This is a genomic window from Pseudomonas sp. RT6P73, assembly GCF_054897715.1.
Genome location: NZ_JBUBUV010000002.1, coordinates 2,946,051 through 2,969,469, shown reverse-complemented (window position 1 = coordinate 2,969,469; position 23,419 = coordinate 2,946,051). Strand labels below are relative to the sequence as shown.

The 23,419-nt window shown below is 57.2% G+C and carries 21 protein-coding genes and 1 tRNA gene; 10 read left to right on the top strand and 12 right to left on the bottom strand.

Features of this window, described 5'->3' with window-relative positions:
- Positions 1–14: 14 nt before the first annotated feature.
- Both ACYZT6_RS14090 and ACYZT6_RS14085 read right to left on the bottom strand, forming a co-directional pair.
- A complete protein-coding gene (locus ACYZT6_RS14090; RefSeq protein ID WP_462027419.1) occupies positions 15–965 on the bottom strand; it encodes a DUF7014 domain-containing protein in 951 nt (316 codons plus the stop codon).
- A gap of 531 nt (positions 966–1,496) precedes the next feature.
- Positions 1,497–1,901 carry a DUF6632 domain-containing protein gene (locus ACYZT6_RS14085; RefSeq protein WP_462027418.1) on the bottom strand — a complete coding sequence of 135 codons (405 nt, stop codon included), beginning with the start codon at positions 1,899–1,901 and terminating at the stop codon, positions 1,497–1,499.
- Between the two features lie 617 nt (positions 1,902–2,518).
- On the opposite strand from ACYZT6_RS14085, the gene ACYZT6_RS14080 reads away from it, so the two are divergent.
- The gene (locus ACYZT6_RS14080; protein WP_462027417.1) at positions 2,519–2,881 is read left to right on the top strand and encodes a DUF6124 family protein; all 363 of its coding nucleotides are present in this window, start codon (positions 2,519–2,521) and stop codon (positions 2,879–2,881) included.
- Positions 2,882–3,131: 250 nt separating this feature from the next.
- On the opposite strand, the gene ACYZT6_RS14075 is transcribed toward ACYZT6_RS14080, so the two are convergent.
- The 5 genes from ACYZT6_RS14075 to ACYZT6_RS14055 form a co-directional block, all read right to left on the bottom strand.
- On the bottom strand, positions 3,132–3,752 hold the full coding sequence (locus tag ACYZT6_RS14075) for a LysE family translocator (RefSeq protein WP_462027416.1): 621 nt from the start codon (positions 3,750–3,752) through the stop codon (positions 3,132–3,134).
- 189 nt (positions 3,753–3,941) lie between these two features.
- Positions 3,942–4,023: transfer RNA gene (locus tag ACYZT6_RS14070), tRNA-Gly, on the bottom strand.
- Between the two features lie 39 nt (positions 4,024–4,062).
- Complete coding sequence (locus tag ACYZT6_RS14065; protein WP_462027415.1) at positions 4,063–4,542, bottom strand: hypothetical protein; 480 nt, start codon at positions 4,540–4,542, stop codon at positions 4,063–4,065.
- A gap of 114 nt (positions 4,543–4,656) precedes the next feature.
- Positions 4,657–4,926 carry a hypothetical protein gene (locus tag ACYZT6_RS14060; protein WP_462027414.1) on the bottom strand — a complete coding sequence of 90 codons (270 nt, stop codon included), beginning with the start codon at positions 4,924–4,926 and terminating at the stop codon, positions 4,657–4,659.
- A gap of 245 nt (positions 4,927–5,171) precedes the next feature.
- Complete coding sequence (locus ACYZT6_RS14055) at positions 5,172–6,602, bottom strand: IS1182 family transposase (protein WP_462027413.1); 1,431 nt, start codon at positions 6,600–6,602, stop codon at positions 5,172–5,174.
- 911 nt (positions 6,603–7,513) lie between these two features.
- Here ACYZT6_RS14055 and ACYZT6_RS14050 point away from each other — a divergent pair.
- Positions 7,514–7,876, top strand: a complete 363-nt coding sequence (locus ACYZT6_RS14050; protein ID WP_462027412.1) for a DUF6124 family protein — start codon at positions 7,514–7,516, stop codon at positions 7,874–7,876.
- Positions 7,877–8,008: 132 nt separating this feature from the next.
- Here ACYZT6_RS14050 and ACYZT6_RS14045 read toward each other — a convergent pair whose 3' ends face one another.
- Positions 8,009–8,905 (bottom strand): DMT family transporter, encoded by an 897-nt coding sequence (locus ACYZT6_RS14045; protein WP_462027411.1) that lies wholly within the window; start codon positions 8,903–8,905, stop codon positions 8,009–8,011.
- 90 nt (positions 8,906–8,995) lie between these two features.
- Between ACYZT6_RS14045 and ACYZT6_RS14040 the strand changes: the two genes are divergently transcribed.
- The 6 genes from ACYZT6_RS14040 to ACYZT6_RS14015 all read left to right on the top strand — a co-directional run bounded on the left by ACYZT6_RS14040 (position 8,996) and on the right by ACYZT6_RS14015 (position 15,557).
- Positions 8,996–10,327 (top strand): aminotransferase-like domain-containing protein, encoded by a 1,332-nt coding sequence (locus ACYZT6_RS14040; protein WP_462027410.1) that lies wholly within the window; start codon positions 8,996–8,998, stop codon positions 10,325–10,327.
- A 204-nt stretch (positions 10,328–10,531) separates the two neighbouring features.
- Positions 10,532–11,602 carry a sterol desaturase family protein gene (locus tag ACYZT6_RS14035; RefSeq protein WP_462027409.1) on the top strand — a complete coding sequence of 357 codons (1,071 nt, stop codon included), beginning with the start codon at positions 10,532–10,534 and terminating at the stop codon, positions 11,600–11,602.
- A gap of 124 nt (positions 11,603–11,726) precedes the next feature.
- Positions 11,727–12,695: a Bug family tripartite tricarboxylate transporter substrate binding protein gene (locus ACYZT6_RS14030; RefSeq protein WP_462027408.1), complete on the top strand. Its 969-nt coding sequence runs from the start codon at positions 11,727–11,729 to the stop codon at positions 12,693–12,695.
- Positions 12,692–13,186 (top strand): tripartite tricarboxylate transporter TctB family protein, encoded by a 495-nt coding sequence (locus ACYZT6_RS14025; protein ID WP_462027407.1) that lies wholly within the window; start codon positions 12,692–12,694, stop codon positions 13,184–13,186. Before ACYZT6_RS14030 ends, ACYZT6_RS14025 begins: the two co-directional genes overlap by 4 nt.
- A gap of 24 nt (positions 13,187–13,210) precedes the next feature.
- Positions 13,211–14,719: a tripartite tricarboxylate transporter permease gene (locus ACYZT6_RS14020; RefSeq protein ID WP_462027406.1), complete on the top strand. Its 1,509-nt coding sequence runs from the start codon at positions 13,211–13,213 to the stop codon at positions 14,717–14,719.
- Between the two features lie 250 nt (positions 14,720–14,969).
- Complete coding sequence (locus tag ACYZT6_RS14015) at positions 14,970–15,557, top strand: LysE family translocator (protein WP_462027405.1); 588 nt, start codon at positions 14,970–14,972, stop codon at positions 15,555–15,557.
- A gap of 20 nt (positions 15,558–15,577) precedes the next feature.
- Here the strand turns inward: ACYZT6_RS14015 and ACYZT6_RS14010 are convergent, their stop codons facing one another.
- From ACYZT6_RS14010 to ACYZT6_RS14000, 3 genes are all read right to left on the bottom strand, one after another.
- Positions 15,578–19,225 (bottom strand): hypothetical protein, encoded by a 3,648-nt coding sequence (locus ACYZT6_RS14010; RefSeq protein WP_462027404.1) that lies wholly within the window; start codon positions 19,223–19,225, stop codon positions 15,578–15,580.
- A 166-nt stretch (positions 19,226–19,391) separates the two neighbouring features.
- A complete protein-coding gene (locus ACYZT6_RS14005; RefSeq protein WP_462027403.1) occupies positions 19,392–20,225 on the bottom strand; it encodes an AraC family transcriptional regulator in 834 nt (277 codons plus the stop codon).
- Between the two features lie 35 nt (positions 20,226–20,260).
- Entirely contained in the window at positions 20,261–20,758 is a 498-nt protein-coding gene (locus tag ACYZT6_RS14000) for a VOC family protein (RefSeq protein ID WP_462027402.1), read from the bottom strand.
- 264 nt (positions 20,759–21,022) lie between these two features.
- Between ACYZT6_RS14000 and ACYZT6_RS13995 the strand changes: the two genes are divergently transcribed.
- A complete protein-coding gene (locus tag ACYZT6_RS13995; protein WP_462027401.1) occupies positions 21,023–21,271 on the top strand; it encodes a transmembrane sensor/regulator PpyR in 249 nt (82 codons plus the stop codon).
- Complete coding sequence (locus ACYZT6_RS13990) at positions 21,271–22,425, top strand: NnrS family protein (protein ID WP_462027400.1); 1,155 nt, start codon at positions 21,271–21,273, stop codon at positions 22,423–22,425. The genes ACYZT6_RS13995 and ACYZT6_RS13990 overlap by 1 nt, the downstream gene beginning before the upstream one ends.
- Here ACYZT6_RS13990 and ACYZT6_RS13985 read toward each other — a convergent pair.
- Positions 22,422–23,339, bottom strand: coding sequence for a LysR family transcriptional regulator (locus ACYZT6_RS13985; protein WP_462027399.1), 918 nt, complete (start codon positions 23,337–23,339; stop codon positions 22,422–22,424). The two genes, ACYZT6_RS13990 and ACYZT6_RS13985, sit on opposite strands and share 4 nt — an antisense overlap.
- Positions 23,340–23,419: the final 80 nt, after the last annotated feature.

Sequence of the window (23,419 nt, the reverse complement as noted above, 5' to 3'; positions counted from 1 at the left end):
CCTAATTGAAGATTTCAGGGGTTGGCCCGGTAAGCCTGATCGTGCAAAAAGATGATCGCAGAGGCCGTCATATTCAGGGTGTACTTCGCCACATGCTCTGGCACTACCTTCTGCACCTCGCCGGCACCATGCGAGGTGCTCAGTTTGTTGCGAAGCGTGCCGACAGTCATCAGTGGCTGCTCCCAGAAAGTATCCATCTCAGTTTTCTGCATGATGGTCCGAATGAGCTTGGAGGTTGTGTCTCCTTGGGCATACCCGAAGCCTTTCTGTCCGCAGATCACCTTCATGACGCTTTCGTAGCTGCTGTTGCACTTGGTGACGCAGTCGCCGAATTTTCCGTGCCGAAAGTCTTCCAGAGCTGCCATGAACTCGGAGTTCGCATTCAGGAATGCAGGCTGACGCAATAGCTTCAGAGCAGGCTCGATAGCCGTCTCGTGGATAGCTTGGCTTTCCTTTGGAATGACCTTCGCGTGCTCACGGATTCCGGTAAATTGAGTGAGGGCGCCTCGGTACATTTCCTCCGTGGTTTCCCATACCGGTTTGGTGACGAAGTAGGGAAGATCATCTACGTTTAAAAACTCGTTCAAACGATCAATTACGAGTTCATGCTGACCGCCTATGTAACGCCATCCTCCCTGATGGACTAGGTATTCAATGGCATCAAGAAAGTGGGGGTCGCTGCAGGTATGCAGAAACTCGAAAGCATCATCAGCATAGGAAAGATTTTTCTTCCCTGAGAGGTTTTGGTGCCCGAGAAGGTAGGAAAGCCGGTCGTGAAGAAACTCTAGGGATTCGACCATGCCCGGACCAACGTCCCGAATGAGCATGAATGTCCTTTGCCGGAATTGCTGAGTGAGCTGCTTTTTCGGCTTAGTCTGGTTTTCCCTACGTCGTGAAAAAACGTTGAAGATATTCCCTATCACTACGACACCTTGAAGCCGTTCAAAGAATAGCATCATAGTCATGAAGGTGTCGCATAGCCATCACCTGATCGTCGCCGCCAACCGTTAGCTGTGTTCTTTTCCCGCAGTAGGCCGAAAGTATGTTCGTCGGTCTCTCGGCGTCGCCTCATCGTCGTTGAATCATTTTCAGCCATCTGGGTGGTGAGCGGCAAGCGTCTGCTTTTGGCCCAGAGTGTGTAAAAACGCTTCCCCAAAATTGAAGTGTGCGCGTCTACGTTAAATCTGAAATTTATCGGCACGTCAGTAGATGTGGATTTCGCGTAGAAGCGCGATTTTCAGTTCGGTTTTAAGTACCTGTCGCGCTCAAAAACGTTTTTACACAGCCTCGGCCGATAGTTGCCGGTCGCGGAGGTCCGCTGACGACCCAACCGGTCAGTCGTGACAGGCAGAAAACGCCTCAGGCTGTGAAAAAAGCGGGCACAGTCTTGAAGACTGCGTTGCTACTTAAAATCTATTGGTGCTTGGTTGATCAGCAGCTCAAAAATTTGCGTAGAAACGCAATTTTCGTCCCGATCCTGACAGTCAAACCTGCTCTTAGGCCCCATTGTGTGTTCGGGGACGAGCGGCCAATTGCGAGCGGGGCGTCAAGATGGCCAAGGCTACCGCCACGATGAAGAGCGCCGGCACGTCACCTGCCAAGTGCCCCATTTGCTCCGGCTGGATCACCGCCTGGACGGCCATGATTCCTCCGTGTACGGCGCTAGACCACACGGTGAACCAGATCAGGCTCAGATTGGCTAATGGATCACGTGCGGCCAGGATCAAGAACACGCCAAGTGTGGTGTAGATGCCAACGATCATCATCGGGTAGTCCGAGTGACCGACGTGCCAGGCCCAGCCGGACGGCCAGAACAACATAAGTGGGTAGAGAGCAAGGCACGCGAGGCCAGCCAACACTAGAACGACGCGCAAATACTTGAGGCGATCGACTACGGTCATGACGGATCCCTCTTTGGGCCTGACTCTAAATTGACCTCAAGTGGGGTGATAACACCCTCACGGGCTTGGTGGATAACATTCCTCGTTCTGTCGTCTAGCCTGACTAGACCGGGCATTGTGACAGTCGGGTAACCGCTGAAAATGGACGGAAAGCCCAATCTGCTCAATGAATTTCGGCAGTAGACCAAGCATAGCTACTCATTAGCTATCGCTACCTCCACGACTTTTACTGCTCAAAGTGAGTGCGCGTCCGTTCATTCAACAGGATTTGAGGGCGCTTGTTTAAACGCCATTGGGTTTACTTCCTGAAAGCTACAAATCCTTGCGCCGTTGCCTACGGCTGCGCCAGAATCCGCCGGCTTGTGCGCCTAGGGCCTGGGTTTTATCGTTTCCGGGTCGCTGAATATCAGCGATCGGGTTTGGTAGCCCGGCAATTAGGCGCATTGCGCCACCGTTTGTAGGCCTCTTCAGGTCTCTGTTTTTTATGGTGGTCATGCGCAGGGCTCCTTCGGGGGCGCCGGTTCCTAATTGCCGGTCTACCAACCCGCGTATGGCCACCACCCATTCGTTTGGTAGCGAGGGTGGGGGCTCCTTAATTTCAATTAGGAGTTTGATCTATGTTTAAACCAACGCCAAACCCTCCGGAAACGGACGACGTTTCCCCCTACGAATCCACCGACTCCAAAAAACTCAACGAAGCCGCCGAGCGGGCACTCGACTTCCATTTCCCGTCGAATGCCGACATCAAAGCTACCCCGCGAACACGCACCACCCTGTTTTCCGTGGATCCCGAGGCTACGGCCGAAACCCTGGCGGTTTATCTAGTTGAGACACTGGCCTCGGTCGATGTGATGGTCCACCAGTTGGTGGATCATCTGGAGGGTGAATCGCGTTACGCGCTGCTAGGTATTTCCAACAGCATCATGACGGCGGAGATCACAGCGAATCGGGTGTTGGATAAGATTGATCTGTCCAAGTAGGTGCCGCTTGCTGTGGTGAGTGGCTAACTGATGTTTGGCTGTTAATCAGGGCCAGAAGTGACATAGCAGCGACTCGCTGCGTTTCAAACGCGATGAAAACCCCCGGTGGTTTGCCGATCACTGGGGGCTTTTGTTGGCAGCAAGACCGGCCGGCTTCATCGCCGGTCAAATGCTCATGTAAGCAGTGATGTGACTGCGCCAGTTCCGCACCGCAGTTTGAACCTGCGCAGCATCCGGTCAATCCTGGAACTCACGCACGGCGCGCCATCAACAGCACCGAAGCCGCCGCCGACAACAACCCCGCGCAGCAGCGGTTGAAGATCCGCTTGCCCCGAGGCTCGGCAAACCAGCGGCGCATGTGCAGGCCCATGTAGGCGTAGGCGCTGATAGCGATCCATTCGAGCATCAGGAACAACGCACCGAGCAACGCAAATTGCGGTGTCACCGCGCGGGTCGGGTCGACGAACTGGGGCAGGAAGGCGGTGAAGATCAGGATCGCCTTGGGGTTACCGGCTGCCACCAGAAACTCCTGCCGCGCCAACGCCAATACGCCAACCGACGCGCCCGTCACCGCTTTCTCGGCCCCCGGATCAGCGCGCCACAATTGCCACGCCAGGTAAAACAGATACGCCGCGCCCACAATCTTGATGCCGTAAAACAGCAACTCGGACGTTTGCAGCACCACCGCCAACCCGGCCGACGCCAGGGTAATCATCCCGGCAAACGCCAGCAACCGACCAATCCCGGCCACGCACGAGATGCGGTAGCCGTAGCGCGTCGAGTTGCTGACCGACAGCAGATTATTCGGGCCCGGTGCCATGTTTAGGGCGAAGCAGGCGGGGAGAAACAGCGTGAGCGTGGCGAGGTCCATGACAGGTCTCCGGAAGCGAGAGCGGTATTTTTATCATGGACGGCGGGGGGCTTTCCCCGTACAGCGGTGGACGCAAGTCGCCGTACACTTTTGCTGCTCATAGAAAATGATCTATCGGGTAAACCTACTTGGGTTTCTTGAGGTTTTAACTGCGTGTAGGCAGTACGTGCCTGAAGGCCTTGAAAATAGTGGAGCGGATGAAGGGAATCGAACCCTCGTTATCAACTTGGGAAGCTGATAACGATTGTTGCCCAAGACCTAGTCTTTGCGCACGCGTTTGGGTAGCTAAGGTCGACTGTCCGCTCTTGGGTCACGCTCTACCCATTTCCTCGTACGAAGCATCGACGACCGTGACGCGCTCATCCCAAGCAGCTTCAGCGACATCCCGGATAATTTCCGCGAGCGTCTCAAGATCCACCCCCTGGGCTTCGATGCAGGCCAAACGTCCGAGCGACCAGTCGATGACGGAGCACTGTGGATACTTCCCTAGCAGTGCGGACAGGGCTTCCTGAGGCGGCTCTTTGCGGGTGTACATGAAGTCAAAGTACGGGGCACTGGCATTCTGAAGCGAGTACACGAGAGCCCAGGCATTTGATGGGCCGGGAAAGCATATATTGACGTTACGATGCGCCCATTCAGGCCCACCGTGTTTGATGCGGCGAAGTACTTCGATGATCGAATGACAATCGGGTATTCGGATCATGCGATCAGGGTCAAACGTCCAGCCAGGCCCAAACTGGGTAGCTGCTTTACTGGTCAGAAGTCCAGTCATTCTTGTTTTTCTCTTCATCGCATTACCTTAGGTTCGAACGTCTGCTCTTGGCCGAATGCTGCCTGTCGCGAAGGGCTGAAATCGACCCATAGCTGACATGCCGTGTCGAACGCAATAACCCGTCGGGATGAATTACCCCCCAGATTGCACGCGCTCTATCGCTTCGAGAAGCTGGCCGTCGAAGTACTCGGTTTCATCTCGTTCCTGCTCTTTCATGCGACGCCTTGCCTCGACAAGCAGATGTTCGGTCGCGATGTTCTGATTCAAAAAAGTGGCGACCATAAGGTCATTCAAACTCTGCAGAGGTGTATCCCATGCCTCCCTGCAACGCTGCATTAGCCCTGTGTTGTCATCTCCACTCCATGGACCTAAAAGATTCGAGACTGTCAGGGGGGAGGTCATGAATATGCCTTTGAGAGAAGTTGAAGGGCGTGTAATTTCGCACGTTCGGGAGATCGCTGAATAGTGAAATTGAATGTCTGCTTCTGGCCCAGAGTGTGTAAAAACGCGCTGATGCACTGTCGGCGCGCAGCGCTGACGGTTGTTAGCTGAGTAATTGCTCACAACAAGTCCTGCGGATCATCACGAGTGTCTGGGAGCCCCTAGCGCCGCTTCTACCTTGCTGGGTGGCCAAAATACAGACCTCTTCAGGCCGACAGCGCCTTCATTAAACCGCTGGTACCGAGAATTTTCATGACTCGTTTCAAGTTGTAGGCGAGGACGTTCAAGCTCATCTCCGCACTTACCCCGTTCAGCTTTCGTGTCAGGAAATGTGTGGCGCCCATCCATTGTTTGAGTGCCCCGAAGGGATGCTCGACCGTACGCTTGCGGACTCGCATCATGTCCGGCGCGTTGCTCAGCCTGTTCTGCATTTCCTCCAATACGGCTTCATGCTCCCATCGCCGAACTCGCCGTTGCTTGCTCGGTGTGCACTTCGATTTCAGCACGCATCCCTGGCAATTAGAACTCCAGTAACGGTGCAACTTCAGGCCTTTTTCAACGCTGGAAAAGCGCCAGATCAACGCCTCTCCAGCGGGACAAATGTATTCGTTTTTTGCCGCGTCATAGATGAAGGCATCGTTATTGAAACGCCCGTCAGCCTTGGCTCTAGAGGTCATCGGCTTGGGCACATAGGCGGTGATGCCTGCATCGTGACAAGCTAGGATTTGTTCGCTTTTGAAGTAACCTCGGTCAGCCACTACCGACAACGTATCTGACGCCATCGCCTCGCGGGCCTGCTTGGCCATCGAGCTGAGTAGATCGCGGTCGGAACCGACGTTGGTCACCTCATGCGCAACGATCAAATGGTGCTGGGTATCGACTGCTGTCTGCACGTTGTAACCGACGATTCCAGTGCCGCGCGTCATCATGGAACGGGCGTCTGGATCGGTCAGTGAGACCTGTTTATCCGGTGATTCGTTGAGCTGAGTTTCAATGACCTGCAACTCTTTCATCTGAGCTTTGAGCTTGTCGATTCTCTCTTGCAGACGAGCAGCCTTGGGCTGAGCGACCGAGGGTTCTTGCCGATCGGTTTCGTCGAGCGTAGTCAGGTACCGATTGATACTTGATTCAATTTCTTCCATCCGCCGTTTCAGCTTGGCGCTGGTGAAATTGCGGTCGCGGTTATTGACGGCCTTGAATTTACTTCCGTCGATGGCGACCAGATTTTCTTCGAACAGTCCTAGCTGCTGGCACAGCACCACGAACTGGCGGCAGACACCTCGGATGGCCTTGCTATTGTCTTTTCGGAAGTTGGCGATGGTCTTGAAATCGGGCATCAAACGCCCGGTCAGCCACATCAGCTCGACGTTGCGTTGGGCTTCTCGTTCAAGACGCCGGCTCGATGGAATGCGGTTCAGATAGCCGTAGATGTAGATCTTCAGCAGGACCGAGGGATGGTAAGCCGGCCGGCCTGTATCAGCAGGTAAGGCGCCCTCGAAACCTAGTTTGACCAGGTCCAGTTCGTCGACAAAGACGTCGACTACGCGCACCGGATTGGCATCCGTGACGTAATCGTCGAGGCTCGCGGGAAGGAAGGTTTCTTGGCCTCGATGTTCACCTTGGATAAAGCGCTTCATGGGCGATCCCTGCGATGAAATCCTCAGAAATCATAGCAGGGCTAAGAGCGGTGTTCTGTTCAGATATTGATGCGTTTTTCAACCGCCTGTAGTTGCCTTACCGGGTCCCAACCACTCGGCGACGCTTGAGCTTTGCTCCACCAAAGCATTCCTTTAGAGATCCATAATTTCCGCAAATCAGCATGAGCAGATGTTGCGTCATCATAGCCAAACTGCGTACCGCAGGACGGGCACATGCCAAAAGAAGAGCAGCCAACCTCATCGTATGGAGGCTCTTCAAGCCCGGGGTATCCACAAACCGGACAAAGATATGAAACGTTGCTTGCAATCATCCAACCCCCAGATTTCTAGCCTCTAGCCCACGTTGTCGGCGTACCTGCTGATTTCCGGAATCTTATACTGAATCTGAGCAACTGATGTCTGACCTGGGCTGAGTAGGAAAAAACACTAGAGTGGAAGCCACTAACAAGGGTTTTGACACACTCTGGGCCGAAAGCGGTCTATCGCGCGCAAGTCGCCGTACACTTTTGTTGCTCGTAGTGAGTGCGCGCCCGCTCATTCAACATGATTTGAGGGGCGTGTTTAATCGCCGTCAAGTTTACGTCCTGAAAGCTACAAATCCTTGCGCCGTTGCCTACGGCTGCGCCAGAATCCGCCGGCTTGTACGCCTTGGGCCTGGGCTCTATCGTTTCCGGGTCGCTGCCAATTCAGCGTCCGGATTTGACCGTCCGGCTCAATCAAGGCGTACCAGTGCCCAAGAAAAGCTTCCGGCTTTTTTGCGGTGGCTGTGCGTGGGACATCTTCGGGTGTGCCGGATTCCTTGATTTCCGGTCGGTCAACCCGCGTACAGCTGCCACCTCTATTCGTTTGACCGCGAACGGTGGCGGCTCCACTAATCAAGGAGCATCACCATGTTCAAAGCCATGCCCAATCCCCCGGAAACGGTCGACGTTTCCCCCTACGAATCCACCGACTCCAAAAAACTCAACGAGGCCGCCGAGCGGGCGCTCGACTTCCACTTCCCCTCGAATGCCGACATCAAGTCCACCCCGGGAACACGCAGCACCCTGTTTTCCGTCGACCCTGATGCCACGGCTGAAACCCTGGCGGTTTATCTGGTCGAGACACTGGCCTCGGTCGATGTGATGGTGCATCAGTTGGTGGACCATCTGGAAGGTGAATCGCGTTATGCGCTGCTGGGCATTTCCAACAGCATCATGGTGGCGGAGATCACCGCGAACCGGGTGTTGGATAAAATTGATTTACCCAAATAGGTGCGGTCTGGCGTGGTGAGCGGGTAGCGACTCGCAGCGTTGCAAGCGCAAAGAAAACCCCCAGTGGTCTACCGATCACTGGGGGTTTTTGTTTGGCCTCTAGACCGACTGGCCTCGCCGAGGACCGACGCGTTATCTCGCAAATCTCCTCGCACCCACCACACACAGAATCACCGCAACAGTAACCCCAAACATGCCAATGCTGACCTGCTCATGAAGCAACGTAGCCGCCAGCGCCAACCCAAAGAAAGGCTGAAGCAGCTGAAGCTGTCCAACGGCCGCAATCCCTCCCTGAGCCAGCCCGCGATACCAGAATACAAAGCCGATCAGCATGCTGAAGAGCGACACGTACGCCAGGCTCAACCAGGCCGGCGCACTGATCCCGGAGAACGAAGAGGGCGTCAACCACCAGGTCAGTGGTGCCACGATCGGCAGCGACAGCACCAACGCCCAGGAAATCACCTGCCAGCCGCCCAGGGTTTTGGACAGCTTCGCGCCTTCGGCGTATCCGAGACCGCAGGCAAGGATGGCCAGCAGCATCAGGATGTCGCCTGTCGGCGAGGCGGTCAGCCCTTGGGAGATGGCGAACCCGACCACCAGCAGGCTGCCCAGGACCGAGAAGCACCAGAACGCCGGACGAGGACGCTCGCCACCGCGCAACACACCGAACGCGGCGGTCGCGAGCGGCAACATACCGACGAAGACAATGGAATGCGCGGAGGTCACGTACTGAAGCGCCAGCGCGGTCAGCAGCGGAAACCCGATCACAACGCCTATCGCGACGATGACCAAGGGCAGGAACTGGTTTCGCGCAGGACGCTTTTCCTTGAACAGCCACAGGATGCACAGCGCCAGTACACCGGCGATGGTGGCTCGGGCCACGGTCAGAAAGACCGGCTCGAATTCCAGGACCGCCACCCGTGTCGCGGGCAGCGAACCGCTGAAGATCACTACGCCGATCAGCCCATTGATCAACCCGCTGGTGTTCTTTTCCAACGTCTGGTTTTGCAGCTTCGATGTCCGTTCCATTTAGCGTCCACTCAGGTGTCGGGTTGCATTCAGCGCATCGTATGACTGACTATCGATACAATCAAAAAATTGTCATGGATACATTTCCCTATGCCTCGCTCCCGGTACAAGTCGCTGGTGGACGCCTTTGCAGCCGATATCCGTTCCGGGCGTTTGCCGCCAGGTACGCGCTTGCCGACCCATCGATTGCTTGCCGCTACCCACGGATTGGCCTTGGTTACTGCAAGCAGGGTCTATGGGGAGCTGGAGGCGATGGGCCTGGTCAGTGGCGAAACGGGACGCGGCACTTTCGTGCGGGAGACTTCGCTGCCACCCAGCCTGGGCATTCACCAGCCCAGCGTTGTGGCGGGGATGATCGACCTCAACTTCAACTATCCCTCCGTGCCGGGGCAGGCCGATCTGCTGCGCACTGCCTTGCGCCAACTCGCGTTGTCCGGCGACCTGGAATCCCATCTGCGCTACCAGCCGCATGCGGGGCGTCCGCATGAGCGGGCATCGGTCGCGCGCCATCTGGAGGCGCGCGGGCTGACGGTCCAGGCCGAGCAAGTGTTGCTGGTCAGTGGCGCGCAGCATGGATTGACGGTGGTGCTGATGACGCTGCTGCAACCCGGTGATGTGATCGCCGCAGATGCGTTGACCTACCCGGGGTTCAAGGTGCTTGCCGAAACGCTGCATCTTGAAGTCGTGCCCATTCCTGGCACGGACACCGGGCCGGATCTCGATGCACTGGAAAAACTCTGCCGGAGCCGATCGGTACGTGCCCTCTACACCATGCCGACGCTGCACAATCCGCTGGGATGGGTGATGGCTGCGGATCAACGCGATCGTCTCGTGGCGATTGCACGCAAGCACGACCTGCACATCATCGAGGACGCGGCTTACGCTTTTCTGGCGGAAGACTCGCTGCCACCGATTGCGCAACTGGCACCTGAAAGAACGGTGTACGTTTCAGGATTTTCCAAGAGTGTCGCCACGGGGTTACGTGTCGGATTCGTCGCAGCGCCCGTGCAAACGGTGGCCGCACTGGAGCGCACGATCAGGGCGACCACCTGGAACACGCCCGGGGTGCTGACGGCGATTGCTTGCGCGTGGATTGATGACGGAACTGTCAGCCTGCTGGAAGCGCAAAAGCGCGCCGATGCACAAGCCCGGCAGGCCCTGGCCGACAAGCACCTGGCCGGCCTGCATTTCGTGCGTCATCCATCCTCCTATTTTATCTGGCTGCCCTTGTCGGAGGACGCAAGAGCCGACCAGATTGCAATGGCGTTGATGCGCGAGCAGGTGGCGGTATCGACCGCCGAACCGTTTGCGACTTCTGTCCATGTGCCGCACGCGATCCGCCTGGCGCTGGGGTCGGTGGACATGGACGCACTCGCCGTGGCGCTGGAGAAGGTGAAGCGGGTGGTGGGGGCTTATACGTAGCGGAGCCATGGCTGGCCAAAACCGAATGACTGGCAGGTATACCGCGTTATCGTTCATCGCGAGCAAGCTCGCTCCCACAGGGGAACGCATTTCAAATATGGGCGCGAGCCGGCTGCGGGCGGCGTTCCAACGAAGGGGGCGGGGCATTCACCGCTCTGGCGATCTGATTTACACTTTCTTCTCGTTGACGGAGGCTGGCCGCTCGTGGATGTTCTTGCGCTTTTCTATGACTACCTGTCTCTGTGGGTGATTACACCGGTCACCGACCAGTTTCTTGGTATCTTCGATTTGAACGGCCGTCTTGGCCTGGTGTTTCTGTTGTCCTCCTACAGCGTTGCCTACGGCCTGTTCCGCTTCAGGAAATCCCGCGGGCTGACCGACGCGCGTTCTTTCGGGCAATTCATCGGCGGCACCTGGGTACATTTGCATCGCTCGGCGTTGCTGGATTACCGCTATTACTTCGTTCGCGCCATCCTGAAAGTCGCGCTGGTAGTGCCCATCGTCGGTCTCGTCGATCCGTACATTTTGCGCTCCGGGGACTACGTCCTTTTCATGACCAACCTTTGGGGCGTACGGGCACAAGTGGGGGACCACCTCTTACTCTCGCTGCTGTTTGGATTGGGGGTGTTTCTGGTCAGGGATTTTGCCAACTATTGGGTGCACCGAGCGTTTCATTCCCGATGGCTGTGGGATTTCCACAAGGTCCATCATTCGGCACCCGTTCTGGTCCCCGCCACTGCAAGCCGGGTTCACTTCGTGGAAAAAATTGTTGAAAAGCTGACGAATACCGTCTGCATCGCTGCCTTTGCCGGCATCTTCTGGTACGCCTGCGGTGGCGAGATCAGCCGTTACACTTTGTTTGGCGTGACCTGGCTGGTACTGATCTTCAACGGTTTTGCCGCAAACCTGCGTCACACCCATGTCTGGCTGTCGTTCGGGCCAGTGTTCGAGCATGTGTTGAACAGTCCGGCCCAGCACCAGATTCACCACAGTGACGCGGCCCGACACTTCAACAAGAACTTCGGAGTCAACCTGTCACTCTGGGACTGGATGTTCGGCACGCTCTACGTCACCACCTCGAAGCCGGAAACCCTCCGCTTCGGCACCGGTGAGCAGGACCACGAGCGTTACCTGACGGTCTACAGCCTGATCGTCACGCCTTTTGTGGACATCGCCCGCAAGACCCGTCGGGCGAAACGCCCGCAGGCACCTGCGCCCGCCGCGTTACACCCACCGACATTGCCCGCCGAAGGATCTCGTAAAGCATTCAGCTGAGCGAAGGACGTCACCAAACAAAACCATGACCTACGCTTGTTCACAAACGCATGTTCAGTGAGCAGGGTTTGCTCCTGAGCGAGATTCAATCGGCACCCACAAAAATAATATCGGGAGACTCCACATGCTCGCCTTGTTCCGTCGATTCAGCCGCTCCATTGCAGTTGCCATTACCGCTGCCGCGCTCACTACGCCGGCGTTTGCGCTGGACACCGTCAAGTTCATGGCCCCCGGTTCGGTCGGCGGTGGCTACGACCAGACCGCACGGGACCTGGGCAAAGCTCTGGTCGAAGCCAAAGCCGCAAAATCAGTCACCTTCGAGAACAAGGGCGGGGCAGGCGGCACGTTAGGGCTGGCGCAATTTGCCAACAGCACCAAGGGCGATCCGAATGCGCTGCTGGTGGTCGGCGCGATCATGGTCGCGGGTATCGAGCAGAACAAGCCGCAAATCACCCTGAAGGACGTGACACCGATCGCCCGGCTGTTTACCGAATACAACGTGATTGCCGTGCGCAAGGAGTCCGAGTTCAAAACCCTGGACGACTTGCTCAAAGCGTTCAAGGAAAAACCCTCCAGCATCACCTGGGGCGGTGGCTCCAAGGGCTCGATCGATCACATCGGTATCGCCGATCTGGCCAGCAAAATGGGGATCCCGGTCAATAAGGTCAACTACGTCGCCTTCGCCGGCGGGGGTGAAGTCGTGGCTCAGGTACTGGGCGGCCAGATCAAGGTGATCACGGGTGGTTATGCCGAACTGGGCCAATACATCAGGAACGGCCAGTTCCGGGTGCTTGCCATCGGCGCGCCAGAGCGTGTTGCCGGGATCGATGCGCCGACGCTCAAAGAGAGTGGCTACGACGTGATTATCGGCAACTGGCGCGGAGTTTACGGTGCGGCGGGCCTCACGCCCGAGCAGCGCAAGGAGGTGACCGACGCCGTCCTGGCTGCCGCCGAAAGCCAAGGCTGGAAAGCCAATGTCGAGACCAATAAATGGGCCCCCAACGTCCTGGCCGGCGATGAGTTCGGCAAATTCGTCGACGCAGAGCACGTGCGGCTGCATGGGATGCTGGTCGAGGTCGGGCTGATCAAATGAACCCGTCTCGTGGAATCGTGCCGGTACAACTGGCGATCGGCTTGGGAGTGGTCGCCATCAGTGCCGTGCTGGCCCTCGGCGCCTACCGTTTTCCCGAGGAGATGGGCTTCGTCATCCTCGGCGCTCACGTCTATCCCTACGCATTAGCGGTGTTCCTCGGTGTTGTCGGCCTGTTGCTGTGTTATCAGGCCGTCACCGGTGGTTTCCGCGAATTGGCCGACCACGATGACGAGTCTGCCAAAGCGCTGCCCGGCGGCAAACTCGGGGCCGCCTGGGTCACCGCAGGACTGGTGGCCGTGGCCGTGCTGATTAACCTCATCGGGTTCGTCCTGGCGGCCGGGTTGCTGTTTGCCTGTTCGGCCCGGGGGTTTGGCAGTCGCCGTCCGGTGCGGGACCTGGCCATCGGCATTGCCCTGACGCTGCCGATTTACTGGCTGTTCAACGCCGGGCTCGGGGTTTCCCTGCCGCCCCTGATCAACGCCTGGCTCTGACCCCGGCCCAAGGAGATCAACACGGTGGAAATTCTCTCAAGCCTGGCTGTCGGTTTTGCCGCCGCCCTGACGCCGATCAATTTGATGTGGGGATTTATCGGCTGTTTGCTCGGCACCGCGATCGGTGTCTTGCCGGGGATTGGACCAGCACTGACGGTTGCGCTGCTGTTGCCGATCACCGCCAAGGTCGATCCCACCGGGGCGCTGATCATGTTCGCCGGCATCTACTACGGCGCGCAATTTGGCGGCTCAACCACCTCCATTCTGCTTAATACGCCCGGGGAATCGTCGTCCATGGTCACGGCCCTGGAAGGCAACCTCATGGCCCGGAACGGACGGGCAGGGCCGGCCCTGGCGACGGCGGCTATCGGTTCGTTTGTCGCTGGCACCATCGCGACGGTTCTGCTCACCCTGTTTGCCCCCATCGTTGCCACGCTGGCGCTCAATTTTGGCCCTGCGGAGTATTTTGCGATTCTGGTGCTGTCCTTCACCACCGTGTCGGCAGTGCTCGGCGCCTCGATGCTGCGAGGTTTTGCGTCGCTCGGGATTGGCCTGACCATCGGCTTGATCGGCCTCGACTCGACCTCTGGCATTGCCCGCTACACCCTGGGCGTGCCGGAGTTGGTGGATGGCATCGAAGTCGTGCTCGTGGCGGTCGGCTTGTTTGCCGTGGGCGAGGCGTTGTACAGCCTGCTGTATCAAAAAGAAGAAGCGTCGGGTCGGCACCGGCTGACGTCTTTGTGGATGACGCGCGCCGACTGGAAACGCTCCATTCCTGCCTGGTTGCGGGGCACGCTGATCGGTTTCCCTTTCGGCTCGATTCCGGCCGGTGGCGCTGAGATTCCGACCTTTTTGTCTTATTCCGCCGAACGCAAACTGAGCAAGTTTCCTAAAGAGTTCGCGGGGAACAAAGGTGAGGGTGCCATCGAGGGGGTTGCCGGGCCCGAGGCCGCCAACAATGCCAGCGCGACCGGGTCTCTGGTGCCGCTGCTGACGCTGGGTATTCCGACGTCCGCCACGGCGGCGATTCTGTTGGCGGCGTTCCAGAACTACAACCTGCAGCCGGGGCCGATGCTGTTCCAGACGTCGGGCGATCTGGTCTGGACCCTTGTCGCCTCGCTCTACATCGGTAACGTCATCCTGCTGGTGTTGAACCTGCCGCTGGTGGGGTTGTGGGTCAAGCTGCTGCAGATTCCCCGACCGTACCTGAACGCCGGCATTCTGGTGTTCGCCACCATCGGCGTGTACGGCATGCGCCACTCTTCGTTCGACCTGCTGCTGATGCTCGCGATCGGTTGGGGCGGGGTGCTGATGCGGCGCTTCGATTTCCCTGTCGCGCCGGTGATCGTGGGCATGCTGCTGGGGCCGATGGCTGAAAAGCAGCTGCGCAACGCGCTGTCCATCAGCGAAGGCGACTGGATGATCTTTCTGACGCAACCCATCGCCGCGTCGTTCCTGGCGCTGACGCTGCTGGTGTTGATCGTGCCTCATCTGCTGCACGCTCGGGGTATCAAGTTGCACGAAGATGATTGATCACCTAAAGCACACCGCGCCCCGTGTAGCAGCTGGCGAAGCCTGCGTTCGGCGGCGAAGCCGTCGTAAAACCTGAATACGCGGTCTTCCAGAAATACCGCGCCGTCTGATCTCACGACTGCTGCGCAGCCGAACGCAGGCTTCGCCAGCTGCTACAGGGACCTTAGGCATTGGGCAGTTTTCTTCAATACGCAGGGCAGGGCGCTCAGTACCTTGAGCGCTGATTTCCCTGAATTGAAGAAGGTGTGCGATGAGTCTGATTATTTCCATGGCGACATTTGCCCTGGTGGCGTCGATAACGCCGGGGCCGGTGAACATTGTTGCGTTGAGTTCGGGGGCGCAGTTCGGTTTTCGCGCCAGTCAGCGGCATGTGGCCGGGGCCACGCTGGGGTTCGTTTTGTTGCTGGTGTTGATGGGTTTGGGCTTGCATGAGGTGTTGCGCCTTTGGCCGGCGCTGACGCGGGTGGTGCAACTGGCGGGCGTGGCGTTTCTGTTGTTCATGGCCTGGAAACTGGCGGTGGACGATGGTCGCATCGATGCAAAGGAGTCGCGCCGGGCACCGTCGATGCTGTACGGCGCGGTGATGCAATGGCTCAACCCGAAAGCCTGGCTGGCGTGTGTGGCGGGGATGGGCGCCTTCGTCGCGGACGGCGAGGCGCGGTTGGTATGGCAGTTTGCAGCGGTGTACCTGGTGATTTGCTACGTATCCGTCGGTTGCTGGGCGTATGCCGGCACCTTTTTGCGCGGCTACCTGGGCAATCCGGCCGGGATGCGTTTGTTCAATCGGATCATGGCGTCAATGCTGGGGGCGAGTGCGGCGTATCTGCTGTTTACCTAAGCTCCCCCCAGACAATCACCTCAATCGAGGCCGTGCAGCAGACTGAACTCTTTTTTTGTCAGCGGCGTGAACCGGTTGTTTCGAAGTTGGCCGATAGCATACAGCGCACGACCGGTGCGACCGTTACCGTCGCCCAAGCCGTGGAAACCGACGACGGTCGCCAGCAGATGTTTGTCGAAATGCTCATGCACGGTGTCCAGTGTTTTCAGATGCTGCTCCATCGCCGCGAAACCGCTGATGTTGCTGGCGTATTTTTTGTCATTGACGCCGATGCGCACGATGTCCGAGGTGGCAGGTGCAATCCGTGCATGCACCTCTTTGATGACGGCCGGATCGGTCAGCGATTTTTTGTTGCCCGCATACTCGCGCAGCACCTGAACGATGCTGTCCACGTCATTACCTGGAGAAGTTGAACCGTTTACTATCCAGGCGCCGGCCCGCTGCGAATTATCGGTCAAGCCGTTGGGGTTGAACGTTGATTCCGGCATGACCTGGTTGAATGGCGCCTTACCCAGATCCTGCTTCAGTACATTTTGCTGGTAGCCCTTCATGTAATTGACGTTCTTTGCTTCTACCTGGGCAAAGGTTACCAGCGTATCGGCATAACCTTCGGCGCCCGATGCGGAACGTGCGGTGGAGTAGCCATAGTGCGATTTGTCCAGGACTGCCTTGAACAGATCATCGACAGCCGTTCGGCCAATCAATGCTTCCAGGTCTTGCGCTTGATTTAATCGGGTTGCCGCTTCGACGACCGCATTATTAAACAGATGCTCCAGTTCGATGTGGGTTGCACCATCGGGTATCCGAATGTTTTTGTCCCCCAGACGGGTCACAATCTGTTCGACGGTCTGAATGCTGTCGTCCTTGAACAGCGCACGGCCATGGGCAACCGTGTCCAGCGACATGCGGATCCGGGGAGCCGCGCCGGTATGGTCGATAGCCTTGATCAGGTTGTAGCCGTTTGCACCGGTGAGGAAACGCAGTTGCTGCCTGGCAGCGTGTGAAGCGGAGAGGGCGCTGCCGCTCAATTTCATTACGCTCCGGCCAAGCAGCTTCGCGCCACCCTTGAGCAATTGCGGTAGACCGCTGATGGGGTTGATAAGACTGACGGCTGTACTGGCAACAACTTTGGATGCAGACAGCAGTTTCGAAACCAGGGTCGTGGCTTTTGCGCTGATCGAAACCACTTTTACACCGATGATTGCGAAGGACATGACCAGAGCCGCGGCGTCGATGACGCAACCTAGAATGGCGCTCCTTTGTCTGGACGGAACACCCGAAGACAGATCCTCGATGCACCCTTTGAACGGAATGATCAGGTTCAAAATTACATTGAAAACAGCATCGGTACTTGCAATTGCTTTTTCGCGTTCCGTCTCGTCAAGGCTCAATGTTTTCAGTGCGCCTTTGTTGAAATACGGGTTTTCTTTGGCAATAAAATCACTGATTTCTTCTTTCCGTTGGGAGCGGAAGTAGCGGTTCGGCGAAGTGGTGTCCGTATGGGCGGAGGGTAAATTGAACTCGCCAAGTTTGTAGAAGATCACCTGAGAACGTTGATCGCTGCGGGGTGCCTGGTTTTTATAATAAGCACTGTCGTCTATGGGTGCCTCGCTGAACACTCTTTTTTCTGGATAATTTTGTTCGAAGCTACTGTCGATGCCTTTTAACCAATAGTCTTCGGTCAGTTGCTTGTTTTCTACGCACTCCATTCGCAGTGGAAAAACTTCATAACAGCGTATTTGGGAGTCCTTTCGCGCATAGATAATAGTTCCGTAAGGACCTTTTTCGCCTAGCGGGACTATGCCATCAAGCCCCCCAGGGCCCCAGGAATAAATTTGGTAGATCGCCAGATGACCCTCTTCGATAAACTGCCTGTCCAGCGGTCGAAGTTGCGAAAAAGCAATTTTGATCGAGGCGGATAACGCGCTGGTCATCGCCTCTATATAGGTGTCAAAGACAGGATCGAATAATTCAGTGACTGCCTGCATGCGGACTAAGTGAGGAAAAGACTTATAAATGCTTTCTCCTGTAATACGGTCCCATTCCTCGGAATGAAGTTCATCGCCCATGTAAAGATCTATTACCGATACCTTTCTTCCCGCTCCACCACCGGTACCGCGATGTTTGACCAATAGCTCCTCAGGGTCGCAGTCAGACTCCCAGGACTTCAGCTCCTTCAAGGCAAGCGCCTTGCGATGAGGCAATGGTTTGCCCAGTTGATTGACGGCGTTGTTTATCATATCGACGTGCTGCTGATATTCATCCAGGGCCAGGGTCACCGCTTCCTTGCTCAGGTTCCCATCGGCGTCCCGGGAGACAAGCCTGTTCATCAATGCCCAAGTGATTACCGGATCGGCCGATACTGTCTCCGACAGGTTTTTGATTGATGGGCCCAATTCCGATATTCGGCCAAACCCGAGTAAGTGCTGATACGTCATGCTTCGGGAAACGCCGGGAACAATCGATTCGGCAAAATGGACCGCTTGGGTGAACACGACCCAGCCTGGCGTACCAAGTCGCAATTCGGACGGCACATCACGGACAAGGTATTCCGGAGCCATGCCACCCAGAACCAGTTCTGCCACCAGTGGCGCAAAGAGTTCATGGAGTTTGCATGCAGAAACCAGGTGCCGTTCAAGTTGCGTGCGAACTTCTGTCGGACTGACAAGCAAGTAACGTTTCGCATAGAGGTCGAAGCCGGCAAACGTGGTACTGGTTCGATCAGCATCGGGGTCCAGGTCAAGCAGCATCGCAGCAATGATCAGTTGCTCGATAAACTGTTCAGTTGGTTTTGCTCCAGCCTCATCGGCGTACCATCCCAGGGCGTCGAGGTACTCTTGCCCGTTGGCGGAGGCCCACACGGCGATTTCAATCAGCCTTGTGATTCGGTAGCCCTGGCTGGTGGGCAATCCATCGCCGGAGCCGCTTTCGAGTCGGAGCGAGTCACCCAGCAAGGACACCAGAGGGACTTCCCCTGCCGTTTGAACCTCGGACACACGACGAATGATTGCGCGATTTTCTTCCGTGAGATTGAACGGCGAGTCGTCAGGGGAATCCAGCAGTTGCCAGTAATCTTCATACCGCGGGCTGTCTGGGAGTGTCGAGTTATTGATCAAGTCGATCAACTCGTTGGCGCTTTCTATCGTAGTCGGAAGTGGCAAGCCGTAAACGCGCAACCACTGACTGATCGCCATTTTGCCAGTGGACGTTACCCATCCACCGGTTAACTTAGCCATGCTTGCCAACAATTGAAGATCTTCTTCGATAGGTTCCAGGCCAGCGAGTAAATGAGTGATATCTGTGCGGGCAGAGAAGTAGCGAACAGTGACATCCTCGGAATCGACGGTACGGCTACTAACGTTCTCATGAGTGTAAAAGAGATGGCCCCGCTCATTAACTTGAAAAGAACTTGTCGGGGGGATGCTGTGTTCGGACCGGATCTTTAAAAAGTCAGGATGACGAATTAGCCTCGACAGGCACATGGCGGCTGGACGATGCAGGTTGTCAAAGTGGGAATCGGTAATACGAGTGACCGATAAGCGGTCCCAGGACCACCCGATGGCTTCCATGACATATTCATCACCAAGGAAGTTGGTAATGGCGTCAATAACGGATTGCTTCTCGCGTTGCTCGTTGGAATGAAACAGGATGTTGTCTGGATAGTTCAAGTTAGAAGCTCCGTCTTCTGGTGTTGAGTTGGGTTGTAAAGTGGGAAGGAGCTTAGATAAGAGGGTGGTGTGTTGTCATTTTAGTTGTATGTCTTGGTATGACTTCCAGTGGCAGTTTGTTTGTTGTAATACGAATAACCAGGTTCTTAATGTGTTTGAAATTAACTTAGCCGCGATACTGCCCCGGCGTCGCTGCCAAGTGTTGTTTGAATACCCGCTGGAAGTGCGCCTGATCGGCAAATCCTGCTTCCAGCGCTACATCAGCAATCAACTTTCCGCTACGCAATTGATCACGGGCGAACTGGATACGCCGGTTGACCAGAAAGGCGTGGGGCGTCATGCCGTAACGGTGTTTGAAGGCGCGAATCAGATAGGACGGCGACAGTTGAGCCGCCTCGCAAATGTCCTCCAGCTTGAGCTGGCGTGTGCAGTGGTCGCGGATGTAGTCGGCGGCCCGTTCCAGCTTGAAATTGGGCTCGCGCAGCGGTTGATCGATCGGGTTGAGCCGCTGTTGCACCTCGGTAAAAAACTCCACCGCCGCACTGTGTTTGCACAACACGTCCTGCACGGGATCCACCAGGATTTCGTACAGACCGTTGAGGCCGGCGAACAGGTTGCCATCGCGGGTGTGGGCGATGGAAAACCGCCGGAACGCCGAGTCCTGGCTGAAGCCGAGCTGATGTTGCAAATCGGTCAGCCAAGGCGTCTCGACATACAGCATCAGGTACGACCAAGGCTGATCGTCGATCGGATTACAGGCATGCACATCATCAGGGTTCATCAACACCACGGTGCCGGCGCTGACCTGGAACTGTGCTTGCTCATGAAGGTAAGTGCTGCGCCCGGCGGTGATCGCACCGATGGAAAAGTGCTCGTGGGCATGCCGGGTGTAGCAGACCTCGCGGCCGTCGGCGATGGATCGGGCTTCGATGAAGGGCAGGGCATCGTCGCGCCAGAAGCGGGGGGCTTTGTCAGCGTCTTTGGCAACGGTGTGCTTCATCGTCAGTGTCCTCGGCAGGCCAGTAACGGAGTGTATTAGCTCTCGCCGTCAAAGGCTCGCTGCAAGGCGGCGATGTCGAGCTTTTTCATCTGCATCATGGCTTGCATGGCGCGTTGCGATTTCTTCGTGTCGGGGTCTTTGAGCATGTCCATCATGACGACCGGCACGATCTGCCACGACAGGCCGAACTTGTCCTTGACCCATCCGCACTGCTCATTCTCTGGATGGGCGGAAAGGGCGCCCCAGAAATGGTCGACTTCGTCCTGAGTCTGGCAATTGACCTGAAATGAAACCGCTTCGCTGAAGGTGAAAATCGGGCCGCCATTGAGCCCTGTCATAGGCTGTCCATCGAGCTCGAAGCTGACCGTCAGCACCGAGCCTTCAGGCATGCCATGAACCTCCTGGCCGGCCTTGCCGTAGTGGGTGAGGGCGGTGATTTTCGAATGATCGAAGATCGAACAGTAAAACTTCGCCGCCTCTTCGGCCTGATTGTCGAACCAGAGGCAGGGAGTCAGTTTTTGCACGCGTTGCATGGTGATGCTCCTCTACGGGTTACTCATGCTGGATTATCAGCGTAGCCAGCTTGTAGTCGATTGGCTGGACCGTAGATCGACATGTGCCCTTACGTATCTGTGTGGCTGAGTCAAAATGACAAACAGTCGAGTCATAACGACCATTACGGAACATGGTCGTTATGACTCGTATCGCTTCAGGCTCTTGATTTATAAGGACCGAAGAACTGGCACGAGACTTGATAAGTAAAACGTACAACTGAACTGATTCGGGAGTACGGAAAAATGTTCGATTTCTTCAGCAATCCTCAGAACGTTCTGCACCTGTCGAGTCGCGTGCTCGGCGCTGGTCTGGCGCTGCTTTTGGCGGGCATCTACGGCGCTTATCTCCACGACGGCCACCTGCCCATCGTGGTGCTGGTGTCGATGCATGCGATGACCATCATCGGCCCGACCTTGCTCAAGATCGGCTATGTCATGCGCCTGCTGGCCCAGCATCGCTTGGGCAAAGGCCTGGTCGGAGCGGTGGCCTGATGCGCCGACTCGCCGCTGCGCCAGTCTTCAGTCTCGGCTTTCGACCATTTTTTCTGGCGGGGGCCGGGTTCGCTGCAATTGCGGTGGCAATCTGGGCACTGTGGCTGTACGGACGATTGCCCGGCGCGCAGCCTGTTGGCGGGATGTTGGCCTGGCACCGGCATGAAATGCCGTTTGGTTTTGCCACGGCAATCATCGCTGGATTCTTGCTCACCGCCGTGCCGAACTGGACCGGACGCCCGGGCATCAACGGCTGGCCGTTGATGGGGTTGGTACTGGTATGGCTGCTGGCGCGACTGGCCTGGATGCTGCCCGTTTCCGATAGCGTGCTACTGGTGTTGCAAGTGCCGTTTCTACCGCTTCTGGCCTGGGCGATCGGACAAGATCTGGTGGCCGCCGGCAAGCGCGACAACTACCCGATTCTGTTGGTGATTGCGCTGATGGCCGGGTGTCAGGGCATGACGTTGTGGGGCATCGCGGTTGACGATGCAGGTCTGCAACGGCGTGGCGTGTTGGCTGCCTTGTGGCTAGTGGCCGCGCTGATGACCGTGATCGGTGGCCGGGTCATTCCGTTCTTCATCCAGCGCGGTTTGAACCGTGCCGCTGCACCCGCCGCTCACCCGTTGCCAACCAAAGTGTTGTTGCTGAGCAGCCTGCTCGCGGCCGTGTCCTTTGCCGGTGGGTTGAACGATGCTCCCAGACCTTGGTTGGCCGCGTTATTTCTGCTGATAGGCGCGTTGCATCTGCTGCGCTTGTGGCGCTGGCATGACCGGGGTATCTGGCACGTGCCGCTGCTCTGGTCGCTGTACCTCGCTTACGCCTGGCTGGTGGTGGCCGCGTTGGCGATGGCGTTGTGGCACGCAGGCTTGATGCCGCAACAGAGTCTGGCCACGCACTCATTGGCCGTCGGTGGTATCGGCGGGCTGATTCTGGCAATGATTGCGCGGGTCAGCCTCGGTCATACCGGGCGACTGTTGCAGCCGTCGAACGCCGTGGTGCTGGGGTTTGCCTTGCTAGTGATCGCTGCGGTGAGCCGGGTGTTTCTGGTGCCGTTTTCCGGGTTCGGGCTAGGCCTTTCGGCGCTGCTTTGGAGCAGTGCTTTCGGCCTTTTTCTCTTGCACTACACCGGCATCTTGCTCAAGCCGAGGCTCTAACGCCCCAGAACTCCCTTATCAGCAATCCACTGCGTGGCCATATCGATAAAGGCGCGCAGTTTCGGTTGTGTCTGGGTACGGCTGGGGAAGTACAGGTACAACGCCGAACTCAACGGCACAAACGGCTGCAGCACCTGCTCCAGCTGACCGTTCGCCAGCTCGTCGATGATCTCCAGGTTGCAGGCGTAAGCTAGTCCGAGCCCGTTTCGGGCGGCAGAGACCAGTAGCTTGCGATCATTGACAATCACGCCACTCTCAACGCCCACCGTGAAGTCTCGCCCGTCGCGGCGAAACTCCCAGCGATGCGCGCTGCCGGAGTTGGCGAAGCGAAAGCCGATGCACTCATGCCAGGTCAGCGCTTCCGGGCTGAGCGGTTTGCCGGCCTTGGCGAAGTAAGACGGCGAGCCCACCACCGACCATTGCAGGTCCGGTGTGAGGCGCACGGCGATCATGTCTTTCTCGATGGACTCTCCCAGCCGGATCCCGGCATCGAAACCGCTTTCCATCAGGTCGACCGTGGCATCGTCCAGCGAGATGTCGAGGTTGACCTGCGGGTAAGCCTGGCGGAACAGCGGCATCAGCGGCTCGATCAACAAGGCGCCGGACAGGCGCGGCGCGGTGATGCGCAGCGTGCCCATCGGTTGGTCGCGAAAACCGCTGAGCACCGCAAGGGCTTCATCGATTTCACTGGCCGCCGGGCGCAAACGGGCGAACAGGCTGGCACCGGCCTCAGTCAACGCCACCCGGCGTGTGGTGCGCTGGAACAGCAACACGCCGGTGCGCCGCTCCAGCAGTTTGATCGCGTGGCTGACTGCCGTGGGCGTCACCGCCAACCGGGTGGCGGCGAGGGTGAAGCTTTTGTGCTCGGCCACCGCCAGAAACTCGGTCAAGCCGTCGAATGGGTCGTGATTCATATCGGCGCCATTATGAAAGACAGTTTCATAGTGCTTGTAACACGAGGGCATTTTTCCGACCAATCTTCCTGCGTACCTTG